Annotated in this window: 20 protein-coding genes; 3 read left to right on the forward strand and 17 right to left on the reverse strand. The window is 42.8% G+C overall.

Going from position 1 to position 25,553, the window contains the following annotated elements; translation table 11 throughout:
* Positions 1–9: 9 nt before the first annotated feature.
* Both DFO72_RS13945 and DFO72_RS13950 read right to left on the reverse strand, forming a co-directional pair.
* Positions 10–1,437, reverse strand: a complete 1,428-nt coding sequence (locus tag DFO72_RS13945; protein WP_113882269.1) for a M20 family metallopeptidase — start codon at positions 1,435–1,437, stop codon at positions 10–12.
* Positions 1,438–1,453: 16 nt separating this feature from the next.
* Positions 1,454–2,749, reverse strand: a complete 1,296-nt coding sequence (locus DFO72_RS13950) for an amidohydrolase (RefSeq protein ID WP_113882270.1) — start codon at positions 2,747–2,749, stop codon at positions 1,454–1,456.
* Between the two features lie 228 nt (positions 2,750–2,977).
* Here DFO72_RS13950 and DFO72_RS13955 point away from each other — a divergent pair, with 228 nt between their 5' ends.
* The 3 genes from DFO72_RS13955 to DFO72_RS13965 all read left to right on the forward strand — a co-directional run bounded on the left by DFO72_RS13955 (position 2,978) and on the right by DFO72_RS13965 (position 7,200).
* Positions 2,978–3,880: a DUF1672 family protein gene (locus DFO72_RS13955; protein WP_113882271.1), complete on the forward strand. Its 903-nt coding sequence runs from the start codon at positions 2,978–2,980 to the stop codon at positions 3,878–3,880.
* A 317-nt stretch (positions 3,881–4,197) separates the two neighbouring features.
* On the forward strand, positions 4,198–5,070 hold the full coding sequence (locus DFO72_RS13960; RefSeq protein WP_243856167.1) for a DUF1672 family protein: 873 nt from the start codon (positions 4,198–4,200) through the stop codon (positions 5,068–5,070).
* 15 nt (positions 5,071–5,085) lie between these two features.
* Complete coding sequence (locus DFO72_RS13965) at positions 5,086–7,200, forward strand: SA1320 family protein (protein ID WP_113882273.1); 2,115 nt, start codon at positions 5,086–5,088, stop codon at positions 7,198–7,200.
* Between the two features lie 104 nt (positions 7,201–7,304).
* On the opposite strand, the gene DFO72_RS13970 is transcribed toward DFO72_RS13965, so the two are convergent.
* The 15 genes from DFO72_RS13970 to DFO72_RS14040 all read right to left on the reverse strand — a co-directional run bounded on the left by DFO72_RS13970 (position 7,305) and on the right by DFO72_RS14040 (position 25,492).
* Positions 7,305–7,796: a hypothetical protein gene (locus DFO72_RS13970; RefSeq protein WP_113882274.1), complete on the reverse strand. Its 492-nt coding sequence runs from the start codon at positions 7,794–7,796 to the stop codon at positions 7,305–7,307.
* Positions 7,797–7,940: 144 nt separating this feature from the next.
* Entirely contained in the window at positions 7,941–9,923 is a 1,983-nt protein-coding gene (locus DFO72_RS13975) for a bifunctional metallophosphatase/5'-nucleotidase (protein ID WP_113882275.1), read from the reverse strand.
* Positions 9,924–10,001: 78 nt separating this feature from the next.
* On the reverse strand, positions 10,002–12,782 hold the full coding sequence (locus tag DFO72_RS13980) for a DUF6359 domain-containing protein (protein ID WP_113882276.1): 2,781 nt from the start codon (positions 12,780–12,782) through the stop codon (positions 10,002–10,004).
* Positions 12,783–13,000: 218 nt separating this feature from the next.
* Positions 13,001–13,567 (reverse strand): 3D domain-containing protein, encoded by a 567-nt coding sequence (locus DFO72_RS13985; protein WP_113882277.1) that lies wholly within the window; start codon positions 13,565–13,567, stop codon positions 13,001–13,003.
* A 198-nt stretch (positions 13,568–13,765) separates the two neighbouring features.
* On the reverse strand, positions 13,766–14,383 hold the full coding sequence (locus tag DFO72_RS13990) for a cell wall hydrolase (protein WP_113882278.1): 618 nt from the start codon (positions 14,381–14,383) through the stop codon (positions 13,766–13,768).
* Between the two features lie 220 nt (positions 14,384–14,603).
* Complete coding sequence (locus DFO72_RS13995; RefSeq protein WP_113882279.1) at positions 14,604–16,340, reverse strand: methyl-accepting chemotaxis protein; 1,737 nt, start codon at positions 16,338–16,340, stop codon at positions 14,604–14,606.
* 650 nt (positions 16,341–16,990) lie between these two features.
* On the reverse strand, positions 16,991–18,298 hold the full coding sequence (locus DFO72_RS14000) for a M14 family zinc carboxypeptidase (RefSeq protein WP_166672488.1): 1,308 nt from the start codon (positions 18,296–18,298) through the stop codon (positions 16,991–16,993).
* A 476-nt stretch (positions 18,299–18,774) separates the two neighbouring features.
* Positions 18,775–18,963 carry a hypothetical protein gene (locus tag DFO72_RS14005; RefSeq protein ID WP_113882281.1) on the reverse strand — a complete coding sequence of 63 codons (189 nt, stop codon included), beginning with the start codon at positions 18,961–18,963 and terminating at the stop codon, positions 18,775–18,777.
* Positions 18,960–20,153, reverse strand: coding sequence for a phosphopentomutase (locus DFO72_RS14010; protein ID WP_113882282.1), 1,194 nt, complete (start codon positions 20,151–20,153; stop codon positions 18,960–18,962). Before DFO72_RS14010 ends, DFO72_RS14005 begins: the two co-directional genes overlap by 4 nt.
* Before the next feature lie 2 nt (positions 20,154–20,155).
* Positions 20,156–21,316 (reverse strand): YhfX family PLP-dependent enzyme, encoded by a 1,161-nt coding sequence (locus tag DFO72_RS14015; protein WP_113882283.1) that lies wholly within the window; start codon positions 21,314–21,316, stop codon positions 20,156–20,158.
* 27 nt (positions 21,317–21,343) lie between these two features.
* Positions 21,344–22,486 carry an aminotransferase class V-fold PLP-dependent enzyme gene (locus DFO72_RS14020; RefSeq protein ID WP_113882284.1) on the reverse strand — a complete coding sequence of 381 codons (1,143 nt, stop codon included), beginning with the start codon at positions 22,484–22,486 and terminating at the stop codon, positions 21,344–21,346.
* Positions 22,486–23,403 (reverse strand): phosphotriesterase family protein, encoded by a 918-nt coding sequence (locus DFO72_RS14025; protein WP_113882285.1) that lies wholly within the window; start codon positions 23,401–23,403, stop codon positions 22,486–22,488. The genes DFO72_RS14020 and DFO72_RS14025 overlap by 1 nt, the downstream gene beginning before the upstream one ends.
* A gap of 33 nt (positions 23,404–23,436) precedes the next feature.
* The gene (locus tag DFO72_RS14030) at positions 23,437–24,729 is read right to left on the reverse strand and encodes a YhfT family protein (RefSeq protein ID WP_113882286.1); all 1,293 of its coding nucleotides are present in this window, start codon (positions 24,727–24,729) and stop codon (positions 23,437–23,439) included.
* 27 nt (positions 24,730–24,756) lie between these two features.
* Positions 24,757–25,116: a DUF2620 domain-containing protein gene (locus DFO72_RS14035; RefSeq protein WP_113882287.1), complete on the reverse strand. Its 360-nt coding sequence runs from the start codon at positions 25,114–25,116 to the stop codon at positions 24,757–24,759.
* A gap of 1 nt (position 25,117) precedes the next feature.
* Complete coding sequence (locus tag DFO72_RS14040; RefSeq protein WP_113882288.1) at positions 25,118–25,492, reverse strand: PRD domain-containing protein; 375 nt, start codon at positions 25,490–25,492, stop codon at positions 25,118–25,120.
* Positions 25,493–25,553 lie beyond the last annotated feature (61 nt).

Consider the following 25,553-nt stretch of genomic DNA (forward strand, 5'->3'; position numbering starts at 1 on the left):
AGCGAGCACTTATTTTAAAACAGAGGGCTTTACCTCTGCAGGAATTGGACATGTGTAAGGATTGGCTTGCTTGAACTCATTGAATTCCTGTCTGACAGCTTCCAATTCTTCCTGGTTGGTCAGCAGTTTAACAGCTGTTAAAGCCATTGCTTCTGCTGCCCGGAGCATACCCTTGTGGGCATAGCTGCTGATGCCTTGTGCAGTCATCTGCCATGTATGCAGCGGTGTGCCCAGTGCTGATGTTGAGGCTGTCAGCTGTGCGGTTGGAACAACCCAGCTTACATCGGAAACATCAGTAGAGCCGGCAAGAACTTCTTTGGAAGGTTCATAGGCTGAGATTGTTTCTGCCAGGTATTTTCCTTCAAACTCAGTTCCGTCCCCTACATAGCCAAATCCTCTTAAAATATCCAAATAGCTTTCTTTCTCACCATCTGATAGGGTTGTCCAAAGCTTTTCGGCAAAGGCCTTTTCTTCTTCGTCCGGTTTTTCAATGCCGGATTCCTGAAGGCTTTGATAGAGAATTTTTTCAAGGCTGCGGTTTGGAATATAATTGGAACAAGCCTTGTCAAACTCAATGGTAAGCTCTGTCTCTGTCATTAGAGCTGCGCCCTCCGCGATTTTGCATACCCGTTTGTAGATTTCATCCACCTGCTGAACCTTTGGCGCGCGAATCAGATACAGGACTTCGGCGTCTGCTTGTACGACATTTGGCGATATGCCCCCAGTGTTGGTGATGGCATAATGCATTCTGGCTTCCGGTACGACATGCTCGCGAAGGTAATTGACACCCACGTTCATCAGCTCAACCGCATCCAAAGCACTTCGTCCAAGATGAGGCGAGTTCGCCGCATGTGAGGATAAGCCTTTAAATCTAAAATAAACCTGATAGTTTGCGAGACTGGAAAGGCTCATGATGCTGTTGGCCGGAGATGGATGCCAGGTTAAGGCTGCGTCCACTCCTTCAAATACTCCTTCGCGGACCATGAAGGTTTTTCCGGAACCGCCTTCTTCACCCGGACAGCCAAAAAATTTTACAGTTCCAGGAAGATTGTTTTCTTCTAAATACTTTTTTGCTGCACAGGCTGCCGCAAAAGCTCCGGTACCCAGCAGGTTATGCCCGCAGCCGTGACCGACCTTCAGCTCGGTTGGCTCGTACGAAGTCTTGTTTGGCACCTGCCCCAATCCGGACAGAGCATCAAACTCACCGAGAAAGCCAATAACAGGGGCTCCGCTTCCATAGGAAGCTACAAACGCGGTTTCAATGTTTCCGGATTTGCGTTCAACCTGAAAGCCTGCTTTTTCGCATTCAGAAGCTAAAAATTCTGCCGATGCATACTCTTCAAATCTAGTTTCCGGATGGTGATAGATGTACTCGCTGATCTTTTCAAACGTCTTCTTGTTCTCTGTCAGAAATGTTCTTGCAAAGTTGTTCGTCATGATTTCCTCCTTTAATTTAAATGGCCGATCCGCCATTTAAGATATGAATATAAGCATCGACCGCAACCAGTAAAGCTTCTTCCTCGAAATCGAATTGAGGATGGTGGTGAGGATAATCAAGCTTCGTTCCAAACAGCATAAACGTAGCTTTGCCGCCATGCTTCTGGACCCTGTTCATCATAAAGCTGACATCTTCCGATCCGGAGACAGAGACAGAAGGCAGCACTTCTTTCACAAGCTCGCTTGATTCACACCATTCGGTGATTTTCGGAATCAACGCCTCATCACATACAACCACTTCTGTAACTCCGACTGCTTCGATCGTGCAGGAAACATCATGCATATCTGCTGCCGCCTGAATAATCCGGGTCGCTTTTTCAGCCATATATTGAGCAATCTCCGGTGTTTCGCCCCGCACTTCTATTTCCATATAACTGTCTCCCGGGATGATGTTCCGGCCGCTGCCTGCAGAAAGCTTCCCTACATTCACCCTGGTGACGCCATCATGGTGGCGGGGAATGCCGTAAAGATTGTTTGCAGCCGTCGTCGCCGCCAATAAAGCATTTTTCCCAAGTTCGGGATTGATTCCGGCATGTGAGGAAACTCCTTTAAAATAAGCATTGTATTTGGTTGAAGCCAGAAACCCCGGCGTTGTGGCTGCGATTGTTCCAACGGGCAGGGACTTAATGCCGATGTGGCCTGAATAAAAATAATCGACATCATCAAGCCAGCCTTTGTCTGTCATCGCCCGGGCCCCTCTTCCACCTTCTTCAGCCGGCTGAAACAAAAGGGTAAAGCGTCCCTTAAGTTGATCACCATGGGAAGAAATATACTGAGCTACTCCAAGTCCGATGGCAGTATGTCCGTCATGTCCGCACGAATGCATCACATTCTTTTCTTTTGAGCCAAATTCGAATTGAGCTGGACGATGGGCAGGATCTGCAGATTCGTTTATCGGCAGTGCGTCAATATCAAATCGGAATCCAACATGGTCTCCGTTTCTGCCAGTATCCCAGACTGCCACAAGCCCGGTATTGCCGCCGCGCATTTGATCGAGCCAGGACTCTTCAACACCCCAATCCCTCGCCTTTTTCTCTTGGGCTTCAAGATCAGCTTGTGCAGGAAGCCCCATGCGGGAATTCTCGTCAAGCGCGTCTTTCCCTAAATAAAGCTTGAAACCCATCTTTTCCAGTTCTTTTCCGATTCTGTATGTAGTGATATACTCCATGAACCCCAGTTCAGGCAGTGCATGCAAAGTGCGCCGCCATTTGATCAGCTGGGGAGCTATTTCCTTTAAAAAGCTGCTGCCCATCATGATTCCTCCTGTTGAATGTTATTTCGGACATTTTCCGTTTCATTACCTTAAATCCATTATACACGTGTTATCAGAAAATTCAATTTGATTTTTATTAAAAAAATAATCTAAATACAATACTTTCTTCCTAATTTACATATTTAGTGTAAAATTTCACGTTTATTGCTGTAATAAAATTACTTCTTACACTAAAATAAAAGCAACCATCTAATTTGGAGGAAAAACATGCGTATGAAAAGAGTATTCCTACTTGGACTAATTGGGGTGTCTATTTTTCTTGGAGGGTGTTCTAGTCTATTTCGTGATAGTGAAGAGGAACATATTAAAAAGGTGTATATCCGTGTTCAGGATTATACTGGGGAAGAATACCGTCAGCCTTTTGGAAAAAAAACCGATAAAATTGCTGAAGCAAACCGGGATGTGATTGAGGAAGCCACTATAAAGTATTTTCAGGAAACATACAAAACCGATGTGAAGGTACATAATATGGTCGGTGTTCTGAAGGGTGTTAAAGTGTTTGTGGAATCTATAGGTGAACCGCATTTTTATACTTATGCTTATGTGCAGATTCAGGATAATGAGGTGTTGACCCACCTTATTGGGGCTGAGGATTATAAAATACAAAGTGCTATTCAGGGAGGTTTGTATCACATGATTTTTGAAGAGGAATTTCGAAAGCTTGACGACTATTTAGAGTCCCTTGCAGAAGAAAGGCGCGTAACAGGCATTACAAAGGAAGCCCTTCAGAATGCAGGGGGACTCGGTTTTATGACTCCCTATTATTTTATTAACATGCTCAGTACTGAGGCAGCGATTAAACCAGTATATGACCTTTACTTAAGAGATCCTGATGCTAGTAAAAAAGAGTTAAGGAATGCTTTTGATAAAAACCTATTTGACGCAGAAAATCTCTTTATCAATATTCAGCTATTCATGAGCGATAAAGGTGATGAGCCGAGTGAGGAGATTTTCAACCGGGTCACAAAGGATCTTGAAGAAATGAGCGGCATTCCAAAAGCGACTTACAGCTTTACTCTAAATGATAACCTCATTCAAAAAGAAACGTCAGTAGGGAGTAAAGAAAATTCTCTAAGCAGAGAGTTTCCGAATGAAATAATTAGAAAGTAAAGACATGACGTCAAAAGAGGATCTCCCCTAATTTTCATTATCCGGAGTCAGATACAGAATTTTTACAGAAAAAAATAAATGAGTCTGCAACTTTTTATCTATTTTACACTTTCACACGCCTGACTTTATCCCTATTTTTACCTAAAAAGTGTAATTTTCCACGTTTAAACTGTAAAAATATAACTGCATCCGCTAAAATAAGGGATATATTCTGAATGGCACATTCCTTTAGGGAGGACATTTATATAATGCAAAAGAAAACAAAAATTTTACTCTGCAGTGTTGGAATTTCATTAATGCTTGGAGGATGTTCTGGTATGAATAGTACAAATACCAATCAAGACAGTGGAAAAGCAAAAGAAGTACAAACCTTGCCTTCGGGTGATACGTTTATCAGTGTACAGGATTATACTGGGGAAGGTTATTTTCTTGCGAATGGGAAAGAAACGGATAAAATTGCTGAAGCAAACAGAACTCAGATTGATGAAGCTGCCAAAAAGTTTTTCCAGGAAAAATATAAAACGGAAGTGAAGGTCCATAATGTGGTTGGTGCCAAAGATGGCGCAACTGTATTTGTTGAATCTGTTGGAGAACCGCATTTCTATACTTATGCAGTAGTACCGATTATAGAAAAAGAGAATAAAGCAGATATAGACAAGATTTGGGCGGATGATTATCAAGTGCAGAATGCTATTAAAGGCGGACTCTATCATATGATTTTCAAGGAAGAGTTCCAGCAGCTTGATAAGTACTTCGAATCGCTCGCTGATAAAGGCGAAATTACAGGAAAAACAAAAGAAGCCCTTCAAAATGTTGGCGGGTATGGCTTTATGACATCTTATTACCTAATATCAACATCCAAGAACGATGAATCGATTATTCCTGTATATGAGTTATATCTAAGTAATCCTAAGGAAAGTATTGAAAAACTAAAAACCGCATTTGATGAAAGTAAATTTTCGGCAGAAAATTTAACAATCGGCATTCAACTATTTATGAAAGACAAGGATGCTAAGCCAAGTGAAAAGATCTTTAATCAAGTTGTAAAAGATCTGGAGGAAATGAAAAACATTCCAAGAGGCTCTTATGGGATAGTTCTTAATGATAACTTAATCCACAGGGAAACTTCTGAGGGTTTTAAAGAAAATTCCTTAGAGAGAGATTACCCTAACCAAATTGTAAAAGAATAAAAGAAGGTGTATATAATGGATAAACTGGAGAGCCCTCCCCCTATAAATCAAAATATCACCGTAAATAATGATAAAGATTTAGTTGAACTCGCAGGGTACCGTGCTTATACACACCCCACTAAATTTACCAAATTTTATGTAAATGATAATGAATATCGTGTACTTAATACTCGTTATGAAGACCCAACGGGCCTTGATGCCATGACAGTCATGAATACGGAAACAAAAGAAATATCCATCATTTATGTGGGTACAGATGCTAAAGCAAAATATGGAAATGAGGATATCATTACAGATGTTCAGCTTTTAAGTGACCTGACCCCAGAACAAATTACAGCTGCACGAGAATACTACAATCAGATGAATGAAACGTATAAGGACAATGGCGGTGTTAAGTATGTTGCAGGAAATTCTCTTGGAGGCGGCTTAGTAGGTGCCGTCGCAATTGAAAATCCGGAGGTAAAGGCAGTTACACTTAACCCCGCACTCCTCCCTGAGGGAATGATGGATCCTAATAAAACGTATGACAACATCACAAATTATTTCAGCAGCTATGATGTGCTGACTCAGACTTTGATTGCATTAAATCTACATGGCAGGATTCCAGGCAAACAGTATGAAATCTTCAATGGGATCCCAGAATTATCAAAGCTTGGTACAAACCACACAGGCTATTTGAGGAATGAAGATGGCACTCAGTTCTATGTCATTGGTGAAGTCGGCAAGCCAGGCTATGGCAAAATCTACATCGATGCTGATGCCCATATCGTATCCAGCATCTGGACGGGAGTACCGCTGTATGGCGGGCACTCAGACCGCATTGAGATCAACAAGGAGAATCTGGATCTCCTCGCTTCTTCCCTGCAAAGCCATGTGATGGAAAGACTGAATCTAGCTCACGAGTACCTGGGCAACTCGGTTGCCATTGTAGACGATGAGGCAAACCGTTATTATGAACGGCTCAGCCGCCTCCAGAAGATTTTCGAAGAGATGTTTGAAAATCTGATCAGCGAACCGCTTTTTATGGGGATTACCTCCATAAGCAATCGATTAACGGCTGAAATTGATCATTTGGTTTCTTTGTTAAATGTGGCGGAAAGTCATGCTAAATCACTGAATTATATACTGAATTCCCCGCCTGCCGAGCTGCTTGAACATATTTTCCGGACGAACGTCAGTGTGGAAAGCATCTTTAATGAAATTCGCAGCTTTTTGTATGATTTGAAAGCGGATGTTCAGGATCTTTCCAAAAGCCTTATCAGGATTATTTCCAATAAGATCCCGGAGCTGTTTGAGGGTGGAAAAGAACTCTGGTATGATGCTGTGGTCAGTGAGTTAAAAGCCCATTATGGGATCGTAAACAATAACAGGGATAAGCTTCTTTCACATATCAGCGAATACCAGAAACAAGTCCAGGACGCTGCCGCTAATTTTCATGACAGGGATCTTTCCCTCGGACAGTCCATCAGAAGCAAATCCTCTCATTCCAATTCAATATCCGTACAGGGAACGAACACGTATAAACTGGAAGATTCCCCCTACATGGAGCTGAGAATGAAGATTAAGGAATTTCAGATGGATACCGCTTATACTGCCTTTACCAGATCAACTCATGCACTCCTCTTGCCTTTATTGCATAAAGCATGGGTAATCACTTTGAACATTGAAAATGCATTGGAACTCCTGTCGAGCACCATCAAAGGCGCAACCAAATTCGCATTGGATTATACCATCCCCGGCAAGTTATTTGGCCTGTTTTCGGACTTTGATGATAAAATCAGAAACAGTGTCAACAACGCGCTGGAGCCTTTGGACGAATTCGCCGGCACTATTGAAGGCATCCGTAAAGGGTTAGACCGATTAATGGCGGAATACCCTACTCTACTAGAGAATTTTAGGCCTTATGTCGAGACAGCCATTTTCAACAATAGCGGCTACTATAATGTCCACCTCTACAACCTCGCATCCATCGCTATTTTAAGAGAGATGGAAATGCTGTTCGATGATGTGGTTTATCAGCTGGGAAGCCATAAAGCGGAAGCAATCGAGGCATTGTGCGAGGTATCGAAAAAGGTGAAGAGTAATATGGGGATTCTGTATGAACAAGTAGATCGCGGGACGATTAATTAATTGGGACATTGGGATAGGCACCTTGTCCCATAGTCAAAAAGAACAAAGCCGAGCTAAGCCGCCAGCTCGATTTTGTTCTTTCTTCTTTTAAGCGACCTTTTCGATTATTTCTCCATATATTCCTCTAACAGCTCTTTAATTAGCTGATTCAATTCCTTATTTTTCTGCTCCTTTAGCCATTCCACCTGGTTAATCGGCAGGTTTAATTTAAGTGTGATTCTTTCATTCGGCATTTCTACTTTTCGAATTTCTTCTAATGTAATGCCCGCTTCAATATCCGGAAAGTCCAGATGATCCTCACTTATTCTTAAAACACCTTCGTATGACTCCTCCGGATCAAGTTCGCAAAATAAGCTTAACCTTGGCAGCTTGCCCGGTACAGATTTTAGAAACATAAATGAACTTAGTGTTCGCCCATCTTCCAATTCAATTTCCGTGATCAGACTTTCCCTGTCTTGATATTTTCTTAGAGTAACCTCGCTCACAATCAGATCCACTTCCAGCGTACTTCCTGCAGACGATTCAAAAATATAGATGGCACTGTTAAACACATAGATTTCTTCCCCATCGAGGTTTATTGATTTTATACCAGCCATACCTGCTCCTCCAAAATTTATTGCCATTTATGAATAAATCCATCCTATCAAAAAGATCAGCAAAAGGGCGGAAGCATTTGAACCATTAAAAGAAAACTGCACACTATCTACGGTGTGCAGTTTCCTCTTCGATACAATTTTCTATTACTTACGATAACTTATCTTTTTAATGTTTTCTGCCCCTCTGAGTTCCACTAAATCACTTTTCTCAATAATAACTTCTTTCACTTCTGCACCGCTAAAGTCTACGATGATTGGCTCTTTCTTTGGTGTTACACGGACACTCACATTCTTCAGTCCTTTGCCCTGCAATACAGCAGAGTTTTTGAGCCAGATGCCGTTTTTGATTTCTGCGGATTCTTCTACATTAATAAAAGAAATCTTGTTCACTACTAGCTTCTTCTTTTTATCATCAGTAAGAGTATATTCCTTTTCAAAATCCAGCTCTGTTACTGGCGGCAGACTGTCAACATCTACAATACGCCCTTCCACTGCTGGTGTGATTGTACCCAGACTGGTCAGGTGTTCGGCGAAGTTTTCCCAGTCAGAAAGTCCAAGGTCTGTTACTCTGCCCTCCTGATATGCTTTTGCGAAGACTGTATATCCATCTCCGCCCTTGGCTGTGAAAGCATTGGTAGCGATTGTGTATGTTTGATTATCCTGGATTTCTGTGTAAGTGCCCTGATCATTTTTATAAGCGATCGAAACCATTCGCTCACCGGCAGGCTTTGTGGAATCAAATTCTACTTTTGCACCGGACACATGCAGGAAACCGCCGTTTTCTGCTGGATACTGACCCACGCTGATTTCAAAAGCCTCTTTTAGTTCAGCTCCCGTTAGTTCCATAGTTGCTAATGTGTTGCCAAATGGAAGTACAGTAATCACTTCCCCAACAGTGATTGGCCCTGCATCAATTCCTGCACGAATGCCGCCTCCGTTTTGGAGCGCCATGATTACGTCGTTGTTATACTGCTTGGCCTTTGCAAGCATGCCGTCTGTAATTAGGTTGCCTAGCGCTGTTTCATTTTTTCGTACACTTGGTCCTGTGCTGTCTCCGCTTGTCCTCGGATTCTCGAGTGCAGTCACAGTTTCTGCTCCAATTTCCGTGTTCTTTAATTCCTCTATTTGGGAGGAGTATTTTTCAAGCAGCACTGCAGCTTCGGGATCCTCTGCTTTATCCGAAATTTTAATAAGCTTGCCTGCTTGCCCAACTACTGTTCCTGCCTCATCAAATTGTACATCCAGTGTTCCAAGATAGTTATTGTACTGGCCGGCTTGAACAATGACAGTAGGGTCCTTTGCTGCTCCTGTTTGATCAGCTGCCACAACCACTGGCTCATTTAATTGCGTATGGCTGTGTCCTCCAACAATCACATCAATACCATCTACCTGTGCAGCCAAGGTTAAATCATTATCCACATTCGGATTATCATCATAACCAATATGAGTTACAGCCACTATTTTATTGATTCCCATATCCTCGAAAGCTTTTACTGCTTTTTCTGCCTCTTCGATATAGTCCTCGAAAGTAACATTACCCGGACTGGAAATACTGGCCGTTTCAGCTGTAGTCAAACCAAAAAATCCTACTTTTTCTCCATTAACTTCTTTGATGATGCCATTATAAATTTTTCCATTTGCAGGTTCACTCGATATTACATCGCTAAACAATCCCTGCAGGTTAGCATCCTCAGAAAAATTCACATTTGTACTAACGAATGGGAATTGTGCACCTTTTACAAAGTCAGCCAATGCTTTGTGCCCTTCCGCGCTTGAACCCAAGTCGAACTCATGATTTCCGAAGGTCATAATGTCATAGCCCATCAGATTCATAAATTCAAGGTCAGCTTGTCCAAGGAATTTATTAAAATATAATGTTCCTGAAAAAACATCTCCTGCATCAACAAGCAGGGCGTCCGGATTTCCTTCTCTTACTTCCTTTACAGCCGTCACTTTTTTAGCGGCGCTGTCCATATTGGCGTGTGAGTCATTGGTATGCATTAAGGAAAGCGTGAAATCTGCAGCTGATGTCTCATTTGCTGAAACCAAACCTGCCGGAACGGCTGTAGAGATGGTTAATGCTGCTGATAAGGCTACTGTTGATAATACTTTAATAGGCAATTTCATGAATTGCTGCTCCTTTCAGATGCTAATTTTTTAAAATGAGGATTGAAAGCCGAAGTAGTTATACTCCGGCTTAAAATGCTATGCTGCTTCCTCTTCCTCATATGGAGAATCTATTTCTTCCCCATCCGAATCTTTGAAAATAATATGAGACGGATCCGCTTTTTTCCCAAGAGTCCATTTCTGGACATTTTCGGCACCGCGGATTTCTACGGCTTTGCTGCTTTCAATCATGACTTCTTTAATTTCTGATCCTGTTAGATCAACAACTGCCCCTTTGTTGGCAGAACTGATGACCACTTTCGTATTTTTTAGGCCCTCCCCTTTAACAGCGGCGGATTTCTTCAGCCACAAACCTTGCGAGAGGCTGGATGTTCCATCCATTATAACCAAGGCATTATGTGGTCCAACAACGAATTTCTTCGCATGGTAGTTTACCAGATTGAAAACATGATCATATTTAGGCTCTTCCGGTTTAACTGCCGGCTTTAAGCTTGTCTGTATCATGACAGGGTCATGGTCACTTGCACGGCCGTGTTCCTCCATGAAGCCTGAGTTAATATGAAGAATATCAACCTCTGTTTTCTTGGCAAGGTTGTTGGATACTAATATATGATCGAGCACCTGCGCATTTCCCTGGTAGTTGTACGTATAGCGCTCTTCTGCCGGAACCTTTTCAATCATGTTTGTTAATTCATCGCCCTTTAAAGCCTTTAAAGGATTGGAGAATTCAAAATCATTGAAGTCGCCAAGCAGGACAATATTGGCATTTGGATCTTCTGCTTTAACATCCTCTACGAAACCATTAACCACGTTAGCGATTTTCATGCGCTGAATTTCACTGTTTAAGACAGGGGGCTGAACTTTGCCGAATAAAGGAAGATCTCCGCCTTTCGAGTTAAAATGGTTAGCTACGACAATGACGCTTTCGCCCTTAAATTCGAATTGGGCCGCCAATGCTTTGCGGCTATCCTCAAATGCTTCATTGGCCGGATCAATACGTCCTGGGTTTAGCGTAAGTTTACCGTTTTCAAAATCAACTGCATCCGTTGCTGACCCTTTTTCGCCTTCCGATAATGTTACCCTTTCAGCGTTATAAAGGAAGCCGACACGGATGTTTCCTCCCGGCTGGCCGCCATCCTGTTTATCTTCTGGAGCGATATCTGTGTAAGTGTAAGCTGGACCGCCAAGTTCTTTTATTTTTTCAATTAATAATGCTGCACTTAGATCCGCCTCTGTTGTGCCGCTATCTGTTGGTCCGTCATTATCCTGAACTTCTGTCAGACCAATGATATCCGGCTGCTTCATATTATCAGCAATGGCTTCTGCTAATCTCGTAACCTTTTCCGCATCCGTTTTTGTTGAGAAGTTTTCAACATTATAAGATGCGATGGTTAATTGATCTTCTTCAGGGATAAGACTTGTTTCTTCTCTTGCCGCAGGACCTTCTACAAATTCCGGCAATGAATCTGCGTCACTTAATACTTTATAGTTGCTGAATCCGTAGCTGACAACCCCCTGGATGCTGCCTTTGAAGCTGTCGCCCATTTTGGCAATAAAATCATCATCGTTAATATCCAATGTAATTCTCTCAGGATTATAATCATTTTCTGAAATGCGCAGTCCGCCTGCCGCTGTGTTTGTATCCACGTCTCCCGGGACGACTGCAAGTTCACCGTATTTTTGAGGCGCAACTACTTTAGGGTTGTCTACTTGAACAAGCATCCCTTCCAGACTTTCATAGAAATCAATTCCATCCTGTTCTGGATCAAACTCACCAAAGCTGTCATTATCGATCACTTCAGTCGGCAAGTTCTCTTTACTTAGAATGACTGGAGCCGGAAGCTCCTGGCCTGACGCTATTTTATTGATTGCTGAAGCATTAATTTCGGTGACAGGCAAATCCGTCTCCAGTTTCTCAGCATAGCCGTCAAGCACCCATTCTTTAATTTGCCCTGTTACTTCAACCACATCACCCGCTTGTGCACCGTGATTTTTCTTGTAAACAAGAATTCCTTCAGAAGTATTAGGATCCTGGTCAGGCTGCAGGTCCTGCATATAGAAATTGTTTGCATCTGCCACTTTTGTGACGATGCCTTCCACATCCGCAGCATATTGGTTGGCATATTCGGAATAATGCCCTGCACCTTGAATATCATGAATGCGAAGTCCGCCTAATGCAGGCGTATAAGTAAATTCAGCTACTCTGCTGTCTGTTAAGCCTTCTTTGACAGCTAATGCTTTAATGGTCGTTTTTTCATTAATGACAATCGGATCAGTATATGTATCACTTTGAGAAGTTGGCTCTGATCCATCCACCGTGTAATGAATTACTGCTCCTTCCGTTTCTGTCGATAAAACAACATCTGTTCCCTGCTTAACTGGACCTGCTCCAGGGGAAGCTGTTACAGCTGAAACTTGTGTTGGGTCTGTTTCTTCCACCCAGGAATAAGCCGATGAGTTCTTTAATCCCGGAACTGTAAAGTAGGCTTCCAGTGAACCGGTAATTTGAACTTTCTTTCCAAGGTTATCAGGGTTGTCCACCAAGTTTAATCCTGATCTCACATACCCGCTCGGAAGCTGAACCGGCAGTATTTTACCGGGATCCGTTTCATCGGGTGAGTCTGCGATGGCAATATTTGTTGCAATTGTAAACGGACCGCTATGGCTATAGCTTGAAGTACTTTTCGTAACTCCAACAATATAACCTTCGACTGTGGCAACTCCGTTATTATCCGCAATAGCTTCTGCCACAGACTTCACTTCTTCTGCACCTGCCGTGGCAAAAGGACTAATAAGACTAAGAATCAAAGCAAAGACACTAATAAAGCTAAGCAACTTTATTTGCTGCTTTCCAATCATGTAATCCACTCCTATTTACTTATTTTAAACGTTTACATGACACTACCATTCTAGTAAATCACTCTTCTTTTTGGCATACAATCTGATATTTGTAAAAATTGAGTAAATAAGTAAAAATGAGAAAATACTCCCACTATGCAAATAGGCTTAAAAGCCCAGGCACATTATTTTTCCAAATAAAAAGAGAATCCCCGCCAGGAAGATTCTCTTAATTTCTATTATTTATAAACTTTAATAGTAACCGTTTTGCTGCCCCATTGCAGGGCTTTTTGTTTGTTTGGAATGAAGACGTCAATTTTATTGCCTCTTACTGCAGATCCTTTGTCACCTGCAATTGCCTCCCCATATCCAGGCACATATACTTTTGATCCCAGTGGAATAACCTTCGGATCCACTGAAATCACCTTGGCTTTCGGATTCTTTTTCAGATTGATTCCTGTATAAGTAATGCCGCTGCAGCCTTTGCAGCTGGCAGTGTAGGCAGTCGCTTTCACTTTAATTTCTTTATATGCTTTCGTTGATGCAGCCTTTACAGCTGTCTTTTTAGGTGCCGCAGCTTTTGCCGATGAAGCAGTAACTTTAAGCACTTGTTTTGGTTTGATTGTATTTGATTTTAATTTATTCCAAGATTTGATCTGGTTAACGGTAACATTATGTTTTTTAGAGATCGCCCAAAGCGTGTCCCCTTTTTTTACTGTATACGTATTTCCTGCGGCTGAAGTGACATTGGAAAATCCAAACGATAGAAAAACAGCTGTGATTAGATAGATTACTAATTTCTTCATGATATCTCCTTTATGTCCCTTGATAGGAACATATTAACACCATGAGATAACAGAGAGATTTCAGTAAAACTCTTTTTATGTTACAAATTATAGTGATTTTAATATATTTGTAATATAAATTACCAGATTTCAATTCAAACTTACTAGCAAAACTAAATAAGGCACCTCTTCCGGCATGTGCAGGAGAGGTACCCTTTTTTAATAGGCAAAATTGTGGCTTCCGATTTGTTTAATGACGGTTCTAGTAAAAATCCATTGGTCTGTAGCTGTATAAGGATTGTAATAGTAGACGGCACCGCCGGTAGGATCCCATCCATCAAAGGCATCTCTTACTGCCTGATATGCTGCAGCATCAGGCTGAAGCCAATATTGTCCGTCATTCACAGCTGTAATGGCATTCTTTTGGAAAATCACATTGGAGAGAGTATCCGGAAATTCATTGGACTCCATACGATTGAGAACGACAGCTGCAACTGCCACTTGGCCTTCATAGCTTTCCCCTCGCGCTTCTCCATAAACAACATGGGCAAGCATGTCCACATTCCTAAGCATTTCTGCCGTGTTAACTCCCACGATTCCATCAGCTGCTAAACCGAAATCATATTGAAAGTTTTTTACTGCATTCTCTGTTACCGTTCCATAATACCCTGTATTGTCTGTATTAAAATAACCAAGCTTTTGTAATGCTGATTGAATATATGTAACTTCCTGGCCTGCTGAGCCATTCTTTAGAACAGCAGCATCTGCCTTGGGCTGGCTGAAGCTCAGCACAAATACCATTGCGGCAACGGCCGCAATCCACTTTATGTAATTCATTTGAACACTCCTCTTTATGTATTATGTTAAAGCTAGGCTGCCCTCCTTTACTAAGTTAATAAGTTCACCTTTGCTTGTTTCCCTATAAAACAATTTAGAAAACTCGATCAAATGGTTTAATTTCTAGAATGGGCCAAAGGGACAGGTCAAGTTCCCTTCGTTCATTGAATGGTGGAAATCCAAACAAAAAGCCGCTCTCTAATAGAGAACGGCTCCCATTTTATATTTTAAACTTCTCCACCGACTGTTCCAGCTGTTTAGAAAGCATACTCAGCTGAACGGTAAGCTCTGATATCTTTTCTACCGCATCCTCCTGCTGGTCTGTTGAGGCTGCGACCTGGCGGGAAATTTGTGCCGTGTCTTTAGATAGACCCGCAAATTCATCAATGGATGCAGAAATCTCTTCGGACCCGGCAGAGAGTTCTTCAGTTACGGCAGAAACCTCCTGTATTTCACCAGTAACTCCTTCAACAGCATGCAATATCTGATTGAATTTCTCACCGGCACTATTGACTAGGGCTGTACCTTCTTCAACTTTACCAGAGCTCGCATGCATATTACCGACTGCCTGTTCAATGGATGATCTGAAGTGATTCAGCTTTTCGGCAATTTGTGCTGCAGATGCTTTCGAGCCTTCTGCCAGCTTCTTAACCTCCTGGGATACAACCGCGAAGCCTTTGCCATGTTCACCTGCTCTTGCTGCTTCAATGGCTGCATTTAACGCAAGCAGATTAGTTTGCTCTGCGATGCCTGAAATCAGGTTCACAATATCCTCAATTTCAATAGCCTGCGTACCCAGCTCTTCTATAAATAGAGAAGAATCATTTACAGTCTTTTTAATCTCATTGATCTGCCGGATGATTGATTGGATTTCATCAAATCCTTCTTTTACCTGATGTGTAACTGTATTGGATTGTTCGCTCACATCTGTCGAAGCTTCCGCAATACGCTGTATGCCTATGGCCATTTCTTCTATTGCTTTTGCAGATTCCTCACTTCTGATCAGCTGTGTATCAGTAGCCCCTGCCACTTCCTGAATCCCTCTGACAATCAGGGTGCTGGCCTGGCTGATTTCTTCCATCTTGTTTTCTATTTTACCCGATGAGTCCAGGAGTGCTTCTGAAGATGCTTTTATATCTTCAACCATCGCTTTTGTATGATGCGTCATTTTTTTGAATGACTCTGTAACAAAACTAATTTCGTCCTTCCCTTTTACCTTAATAGAATTAGCCTTCTCTTCTGCTCCCCGAAGGTCTCCATCAGCCATTAATTGAGCTGCTGAACTGATATTCTGCAGAGGGTGCAGTCTCTTTTTGACGAACCAGGCCAGAATGGCAACAACTGCAAGGATTAACAGTATATTTATCACCAGGTTCATAGGGAGCTCTTTTTGCAGTACTTGATCTGCAATGCTATTCACATCCTGGGCATTGATGTCGACACCTAATATCCCGATCACTTTTCCATCATTTTCAATGGGCACAAAGGCAGAAAGATAATCTCCATATTCCGGATCGTGAACGATTGGCGAGCTTGATTCTTTTCCATCCAGTACAGAAGAAATATCTTCATATTTTGCAGCCGTCGTCGGTGTTTCAATATCTGCTGCCATATCCGAGCCTTTGGGCATACCATCAACCATTATAAAGACTTCTTCCTTTTCAGAATCAGCCATTAATGTATAAACGTAAAACGCACCTGTTTTATCACGAAAATCATTCAGCTGTTCCCGAAGTTCCCAATAGGTTTCCGTCTGATCGGGATTCTTCAGAAATTCCTCATATTTATCTGTTTCCATTTTTGAAGCTATATTATCTGCAATATTTATACTAAAATTTTCAATAGAGGACTCTACTGAATTTTTCGTGCTTAAATAGAGCATTGTTATATTACCGAGTAAAACCGCTGCCATTCCAAGGGCCATTACGATTGCAATCCTAGTGCTTAGTTTTTTCATATATTTCACTCCATTAGTAAATATTTCATAAATGGATTATAACTTTTAACCCAGTAAAATAGTACTAGTAAAATCAGGAAACTGGATAAAGAGAAAGGTTCCTTATCCCTCCAAACTTTTTACGGTGTTTTGATGCCGGTTAATGTTCTGGTTCTTATCACAAATAATTATAAAATGGCTGTAAGTGACTCTTTAAGGTAGGTACAAATTTTTCTTCCACATGTGAAGGTTAAGAGTTTGTTTAGTTGCCTTATATAACGAATGATGAAAAGAAGTCTAATTCATTAAAGAGGTCCTTCAAAACGGAATTTAGCTAAAATCGCTTAATTGTGGAGAGGCACTAAAGAAGGTATTCCTATCTTTCTTTTGATTCTGAGCCAGTTGCTTTATTATTTTCAATATATGAAATGGCTCCATCTGAACTTGCTGCTTCTAATCCGCAGAGAATAATAACTAATCGTCACTCAGAGCTTAAGCAGCGTTCACAGTTCGAATTTGGACATTCTAAGAAAGGGGATATGGGAAGGGCCGCTGACTCAATAGAATTCTAAAATAGCCTTTTTAAACAAATTGAAGAATAGATGATAAACTTAATAAAATAAGCCCCATTCGATTGAACGAAGGGGCTTTTTCAATTAAAAATTTCACTCTTAATCTCTTGTAGACGGGTCTGAAATACTGTTTGAAGCTTCCGGGATAGCGTCATACACAGCAGGATCTACTTCATCGATCGATCCATCTGCAAGTGCGTTGAATAAATCGTAAAGAGGAGCCTTGACTGTTTCTTTCAGCATACCAGCCTGTTTTTGGCCTAAAGTCTGGCTTTGACCTTTAATCTCCATTAGCATTATCGCTGCATCATTTAATGCAAAGGCGCCAAGTGCAGTACCTGGAAGATTTACATCAGGATATTTCTGAACTGCACCATAGTGGGAAAATCCTCTCTGCAATGTTTGAGAAGCAAGAGCATTTACCTGTTTGCCTAGTTTAAGAACATCTTCATCAACTTCGTACTGTTGTCCTGTGAATGGATCTGTATATGGATCTGCCACTACAGCAGCCAGCTGCATTGGAACAGAGCGATTGTCTTCGTCAGAAACGGTATTGAATCCGCGGTGATGTACATCAACATACACATCAGGCTGTAAATCCTGGAAGACACTTGTTACTGTTCTGGATTCAGCTGTTACAAAGAATCCGCCGTAGTTACTATTATTTGTTGCTCTGCTATTTAGGAAACCTGCAACTTCTGCTTTATCCTGGTCTTCCACTCTAAAATTCAAATTCGGATTGTAGTCACGATTTTGATCGTATCCCGGAATTCCGTAAACTACACGCCCATTATTATTTTGAGCTCTTTCGCTTCCATCGCTGTTATAATACCATGGAGCAGCAGTTCCTTCTGGAAGATCAATGTTTTCGGGCAGCCACGTTTGATGAGTATACCTTGTTGGGTACCATTTTCCTTCATACAGATTGTCTGCTCCTTCAGGATTGATACGAGGCATAATCCAGATAGACACTTTGTCCAGCATTTCATTTACATCTTTCGCACCTGAAGATAATTTTTGAATAATATCGATAGCAGCTTCTGTGCCGATTTGCTCGTTCCCATGAATTTGTGTCGTAATTAGCACCCGTTTTTTATTGGGATCAGCATCACCAAACTTTACAACATATAGAGGCTCACCTTTATCTGCTTCAGTTTGGTAGCCATCAGGAGACTGGTTGGAGTAACCGGCAATTTCAAGCTTCATTTTGCCTTTAGATTGTGCTTCCAGATTTTGAAGCTTTTTAAACAGCTCTTCATTTGACATATAGCTGGATAAAGAAATGTTTTGCTCATTCTCGATGTAAGGGCCATTCGGATTTGATTGCGGGTCTGCAAAAGCTGTTGTAGATGCAACCATTGATAATGCAAGTGCAGCAGGTATTACGGCTTTTGAAATCTTTTTCATTTTCATCCTCCTAAGATAAATATTATTATGTAGAACGAAACTTTCGTGTTGCTTAATAAATAGTTTAATAGACAAAAATCATAAAGTTAATTGAAAATATTTTATTTTTAGAAAAATAAATCAAAAGACATAAATACAGTTTGTTTTTTTAAGGAAAAAGAAATAGAGAAAATAAGTGATTAGAACCATATGGCCATAAGAACTGCGCAAGCTGCCAGCTATTTACACAAAGAGTTTTGGGAGTTGAAAACTAGCCACGCATAAGACCATATAGCAGAGCCTGCAGCACCTCCTCTTAAAAGCCACCCCTTTTCGCCGTACGAAATAATTTCTATCGAATAATACTTATGGAGCTGGACAGTTATAAAAAGTCTAAAGTTACATTCTAATCTTGAACATGAAAAAGGCTTCCAATCATCTGGACGCCTTCCTCTTATAAAACATATTTATTTCAAATTAACTTTAAGTCTCCTCTATCAAGAGTATTCAATTTGTTCTAAAAGATTGTCCTGTTCAGAATTAAGTAAGCTATTTTTTAATGAGTCATTAAAAAATAGACCTTTTTCGCTATCTCCATGATCATCTGATAAAACAGTTGCTTCCACTATTTTGTCTAATCCTCTATAATTTGAATTTATAACCTCCAAGGCTTTCGCCTCTCTCAAGCTACAACCATCTTCAAAAAACTCTCGCCTTCCTCAGTCGCAGGCAATCCAAAAAACTCGCTAAATGTCGCCCCAACGTCAGCCATCGAATGGCGTTTACCAATGTTAACCGGTTTTACCCGCTTCCCGGCAGCGAGTATTGGAACGTATTCCCTCGTATGGTTGGAATGGCCGATGGTCGGGTCGTTGCCATGGTCGGCCATAATAATTATCAGATCCTCCTCTGCCATCTTGGGCAGGAATTCTGCAAGCCACTGGTCGGTTGTATTCAACAGTCTGGCATACCATTCGGCATCCTCAGCATGTCCGGCCAGATCTGTCTCCTGTACATTAACCAGAAACGCCGCGTCCTCTTTTTCTTCCAAATAAGACTTCTCTAAAACGCGCAAAACCTTTTCAGTATCCACAATCGGATCTGCAGGTCCTTCGCCATGCAGGACATCTGCCGTTTTGCCAATCCGATGGACTTTAAGGCCGTTCCGGGCAGCGATCATCGGAAATTGTCCGTCTATGTTTACGCCGTAGCCCATGTGATAAACTTCATAGCCTTTGCCGTACACCTTGGCCTTCGGGGCATCCACTCCCCATTGGCCGGGATTTTTTTCATGGACAACTGAGAGAATATGTTCAATGGTTGTATAGGGTCCTCCAAATGCAATGACACGGCTGGTGTCTACATTCTGGCGGACAATTTTTCCGACTTCCTTTAACTCAAGGAAAGGCATTTTATTAAAATCAGCGGTTAAATTAATGATGTTTCCTAATGAAGATTCAAGATTATCACCAATGACACAGGCACCGTTTACCAGCAGAACCGGCCGGTCTTCCCATGGGTATTCAACCTGGCACCCTGCTTCTGTTAATGCTTGTGCCAGATCTGGATGAATATCTTTCATCAGCCTTTTATTTGAGCGCTTCGGGCAGCTTCCGGCAATTTCCTGATGCCCGAGGTACGTATCTGCCCCGTGATGGGCCAGTGCCGAGCAGCCGTAAGCATTGGCAGGGGCTGCCTTGCCATCGACAAGCGTTCCCAGCCCAAGCTTATATAGAGTTGGTATTTTTAAAAAGTCAACCGATTCCCGGATATGCTTATAGGTATTGGCCCTGCAGTCAGCAGGGCTGAACTCGCTGCAATCCTCCATCGCCCCGATGCCAAAGCTGTCTATCACCAGCAGAATTGCTTTTGCCATCCTTACCACTTCCTCTCAAAGTGAACCAGTTCCGGCTTTCCGCTTTGAATTCCCTTTACCAGGGCAATATGGGCCCTTGTGACGAACACCTGGGTGCGGAAAGAGAAAACGGCTGTATTGCCTTCAGAAATCTGAAAGCCATCAGGTTTCTCTATCGCACCATAGTAATCAATCGCTTCCGGAGCAGGTTCGATTGCTTTTATATATTGGTTTAATACTTCTTTTTCATCGCTTCCAACCAGGCACCCGGTTAAATGGGAGCGCCCGTAATAGCCGCCGCCAATGACGTAATAATGCTCCTGATCCTGGTGGGACACTTCCGTTACATATACAATGGCAGGTTTCTCGGGGAGATCCCGGTAAGCATGCAGCGGGGTAGTTCCGGTGAGGGCATGCCCTGGTTCTCCATGTGTTACTCCCTGTTCTGCCAGGAAGGGTATGGTTTCACAGCTGGTCGCACTTGGACCGTTTACCTGTTTTACTGTAATACCCTTTTTCTCCAGAACCTCTTTTGCCTTTAAAAGGGTTTTAAAGTTAGGCGTTGGCTCCATGCTTCTCCTGTCCTTAGATAGCTGAAAGTTCGGGAAGGTTGTGACGCCTGCGATATTAATCCCAGTAAGCCCGGCCAGTTCCTTAAGCTTTCCATCCAACTCTTCCAATCGAAAGCCGCCCTCCTGTCCGGGATAAATCATATCGCCTTCTGCATACACCCTTAGAAGTACATCCTGCACCGTTCCTGATTGAACTGCCGCATCGGAAAGCTGTCTGGCACGTGCAAGGGAAAATAGGGTAATGACTTCCGGATTCCACGACAGCACTTCCGCCCACTGATTTTTCCCCGGCTGAACCAGGTGGCCGACATTTCCTATTTTAACGCCGCCTTCTGCCAATGTTTTGGCTTCGTCGAATTCAACAGCAACCGCCTTTTCGATGCCGTGTTCTGAAATAAACTGGCCTATATACGGAACCCTTCCAAGCTGCTTACTCATGAAATAAAGCGTAAAGTCATGATTTTTTGCCGTTTCTGCCAGAACTGCTGCATTCTCTCCGAGTATATCGAGGTCAATCACGTACGTATTCGGGGGTATTTGCCCGCTTTGGTGCAAGGTGACACCTGATTGAATAAGCTTAGGATTTCTGCGCTTTGTTACATCTAAAAACATTGAAGTTTCCCCCTTTATTTACGGGTATCAACGATGCTGCACTTCTTTTGCAAGAGGTATCACTTTTTCCAGAATTCCGATGATCGTGCCCGCTCCTGATTTCATCGGATTTATGCGCAGTCCATATTCCTTCAGCTCAGGCTGTGCTTCCAAAAAGCTGCCGGAAACGCGGTAAATCATCGGGATGATTTCATATTTTGATTCCGCCCCAACCGGATGAGTGGCCGCCCCATGCTCGTCACTTATACTGATCACATTTTGGGCAATCGGTGCTTCAAGCTCTACAATGACATTTTTGGACTGGGCATTCGTCATGTAGGCGGCGCGAATCCCGTTCACAGCTCCTTCATTCAGACGGCGGCAGAGCTCTTCCACCTGCTCGTTCTGAATAGCCAGCGATACAGGTGCGAAGGTCATCATTCTTAAAAGCTCCATGGCTTCGTAGCCCTGAACCTGGCCGCCGCCCGAGTAGTTATAATGGTGCACCCGTTCGATGGCGTCTTTTTTGCCGGCAATGACAGCAATTCCTTCCGGCCCAAGAAGCTTGAACCCGGAAAAGGTTGAGTAATCCGCTCCTAATTCCACTCCAATTCCCTTTGTCTTCAATGCACAGTAATTGTCATCTACCACGATCGGAAGATCCGGGCGTTCTTCCTTCACGGCTTTGATGACTTCGGCCAATTGATAATGATCTGTGGGCTGCTGGCGTGCATGCTGAATATAGAAAACTTTAGGATTTTGATTACTTCTGATGGCAATTCTGACTTCCTCAAGATGGTTGTAATCTGCCTGGACTGTTTTAATGCCCAATATTCTTAACGTTTCCTTTGTCGTCGTATAAACAGGGGCCGTGTGAATGAACATTTCATCCCCAGCAGACAGAAGCATGCTTAGAATATTGCGGATCGCTCCTGTTCCGGCTCCCCTGACGAGGGCACAGTCTTCTGTTTCAAAGAAATCCGCCAGAACCCTTTCCACAAGATACGTCTGTTCCGGACGCTTATATGTTGGAGAAACACCAAGGTCTCCCATCGAGAGAAATTGCCTGCCTTTGAAATAGCGGCTCATTCTGTCTACCAATTTGAATTGTTTTTCCTGTGCTTCCTGTATCGATAAGCTTGGCAAAACTGAATTTGCGTACTTTAATTCAGCTCGGTTGTATGTGGACACTATGATCGCTCCCTTATAGAAAAAGCTCTGGATGGATTAACGGTCAGGAATTGATGAAGAATGCTTTCAGGAACTCCGGATTCTTTCAATGTTGGTATAAAGGTCTCCAGCACAAGTCCGTAGCCTGGGCCTCCGTGCTTCTTCCAATGCGACTTGCGGGTTAAGTCTGCTGATAGAAGAATTTGCTTTTCAAACCCGAGGCTTATGAAATCCAGGAGAAAAGCAGCTCTTTCTTCATCAGGACGGTAATTATTTTTTCCGATTGTATCAAAAGCGATATAGGCTCCTGTTTCCAAAACAGAGAGAACTTCGTCTTTATTCGGGTTGAGGTCCTGATGGCCGATGATGATCTGATCAGCAGGAAGGCCATGCTTCACCAGCAGCTGCACCTGTTCAAGCCCGAGTGTTCCGAGCGTTGTATGAGTGGTCACCGGAAGGCCGGTTTCAGCACCGGCAATAGCGGCACCAATTAGAAGCTCACGTTCAATCGGCTTCATTTCATTTTTGCTTGTGCCCACTTCCCCGATGACACCCGGGAGAATACCCGTTTCGGCAATCCCTTCCTTGGCTTCTTTTATAAAATGCTGTGCAAACTGCTCTGCTTTCCAGCCGTCTGCAAAATGGGGGATATAAGGATCTTTATAGAAGCCTGTGCAGGTAATAAGGTGAACCCCTGTTGCCGCGCTCAGCCTTTTTAGCACATGAGCATCCCGGCCCATGCCGTCATTTGTCACTTCAACCATTGCCCTTCCGCCGAGACGGTAAAAATCCTCCAGTTCCTCACGCATGCCCTGTTCATCATCCAGAATCGTATCCGGATCTTTTTTCACTCGCGAAAGATCAATGGAGAGATGCTCGTGAGCCGAGCAAATCCCCAATTCTTCCGGAGCAATTTCCCCAAGTACGGTTTGTATCATGGCAGTTCACTCCGTTCTCTTTATTTGGTTTCTTTATTGAGGAATGTTCATGATTCCAAGTGCAACCAGGATATTGGCAATGATTCCGACCGCAATGGCACCTACAGGTCCTACCGCAATGCGGACAATTGGACGTCCCGCCGCTTCATTCAGCAAATAGAATCCTGCGATGAAGAAGAATCCGAACCCCGGTGCGATCGCATTGGCCGCGTTTGCTCCACCGATTAATAGTGCCACTTCCAGAAGCTTGGTCATCGCACTGCGGATATTTTCTCCGGAATTACGCACACCGGGATATTTATCAAGGAATCTCGCAATCGAGCTTAATAGCATAACTTCAATAAAAATAATAATGACACCGCCGATTAAGGCTACCCAAACATTCGGGGAGAAAAATCCGACGACGAAGATGAGCGTGAATCCGACCGGGCTGTATACGCCTGTTGCGATCGCTGTACTAGCTACAAGCGGAATAAAACCGAGCGCACGGGCAGCCGCTGCAATTCCTGCATCTGTTGCTTTGCCTTCCGCTAATAGATTTAGAGAAATCGGATCTCCCGCCATGATCCATAGATTCGTAGCAGCCGCAATAAGACCGCCAATTATCATAAAGAACACGACATTTTTTCTGATTTTAGCCACTTTATCACTGAATACTGCGGCAAGGTCGATGGAAGAGCCTTCCTCTGCCTTTTCCTTCATGGCAAATACTAGAAGGAAGATCATTCCTGTAATAAGGGCCATTCCTTCCTGGTTCAGTGTTACTGTGGTTCCTGAAATCGTAAGGACTCCGCTTTCATTCAGCCAGACAGCGAGCTGACGGATTAATGCTGAAACGATAAACGTTATGACCCCTTTTTTAACGCTGAACTGCATAGCAACCGCAAGCGCCGGGAATGCCATAAATGTTACGACAACCGGTGTTCCAACCGCTCCCATAGCTTCAAGGAAATTAAGCGGCAGATAATCGAACAGCTTCACAAAGCCTTCTAGTCCGATTAACAGCCCTGCTCCATAAGCACCGCCAATCACTGCCGCAAGCGGTGTTCCCCATTTATTTTTCGGTGTCAGCAAACCGATAATATCTGTTCCCAGCAGGATACTGTGTACGAGGATGATACTGGCCGAGAGTGTAAAAGGTATTCCAAATCCGATTACAAGGCCGAAACTCATCGCAAAGGAAGTGAAGGCAAGATCCCGTCTCGTCATCCGTCCCTCCACGTGTTCAGAGACAATTGGACGAAGCCCATCATTGAAAACCGCAATGTTCATATTGGCCAAAACAGCAGCAACGGCACCGATCAGGATAATTAACGTCATTTCCATTTCTATTTCCCCCTCAATTAAAATGGATTAGCTTTTATTCTTTAAAGCTTTGATAATCATAGGCACTGCGGTCTCTTTGTGGTCAGCTGTAAATCCAAACGCTTTCTTCCCTTCATTGACAGCGATTACAATTTTCTCCTCAACAGGCTTTTTTCCTGGCATGGAGACCGTCTCGCAATCAGGCTTGCCGAGAAGGGCAATCGCCATGGCTAAAGCACCGCCGCCTCCTGTGTGGCAGGCTCCTACATAATAATCTGCCTGTCCCGTCTTAACAGCCATCGCAGCCTCCAGATCCGACTTGACCATCGTCGTTATGCTGCTATCAATCTCATTTATTAAACTCTCAATCTCTTTTTTATCAACCTGTCCGCCAACTACAATTTTCATCTTAATTTCCTCCTTTGTTGATTTGCAGTACATTTGTGTAATGTATGAGCAGAAAATCGATTTCCTCTTGGGGGAGCTGATTCTTCCATTGCTGCTGTATATATCCGATTTCCTTCATGGCTATGGATGCTTCCGGTGACTGTTTGACTTCATCCAGCAAATTAGGATGGGGAGCCTCAACCTGTTCACCCTTTTCAATTCTCGTCAGAGCTGTCGGCAAATGGGTGAAAAGCATTTCAGCTCCATCTATGGCATCTTTTTTCAAGTGTGACTGCAAATGCATAAATGCTAGCGTGCTTATATCAGCTGCTTTGGTACTGACAACAGATGAAGCTAAAAGGATATCCATTCTTTCTTTCAATTGATTTAAATCCATATTTAAATTCCCTCCAGAATACAGTATTTAGTATATTAATGCTACTAAGAAACTAGAACTT

It is taken from the genome of Cytobacillus oceanisediminis (genome assembly GCF_004366035.1).
In the GTDB taxonomy this organism is placed as follows: domain Bacteria; phylum Bacillota; class Bacilli; order Bacillales; family Cytobacillaceae; genus Cytobacillus; species Cytobacillus oceanisediminis_C.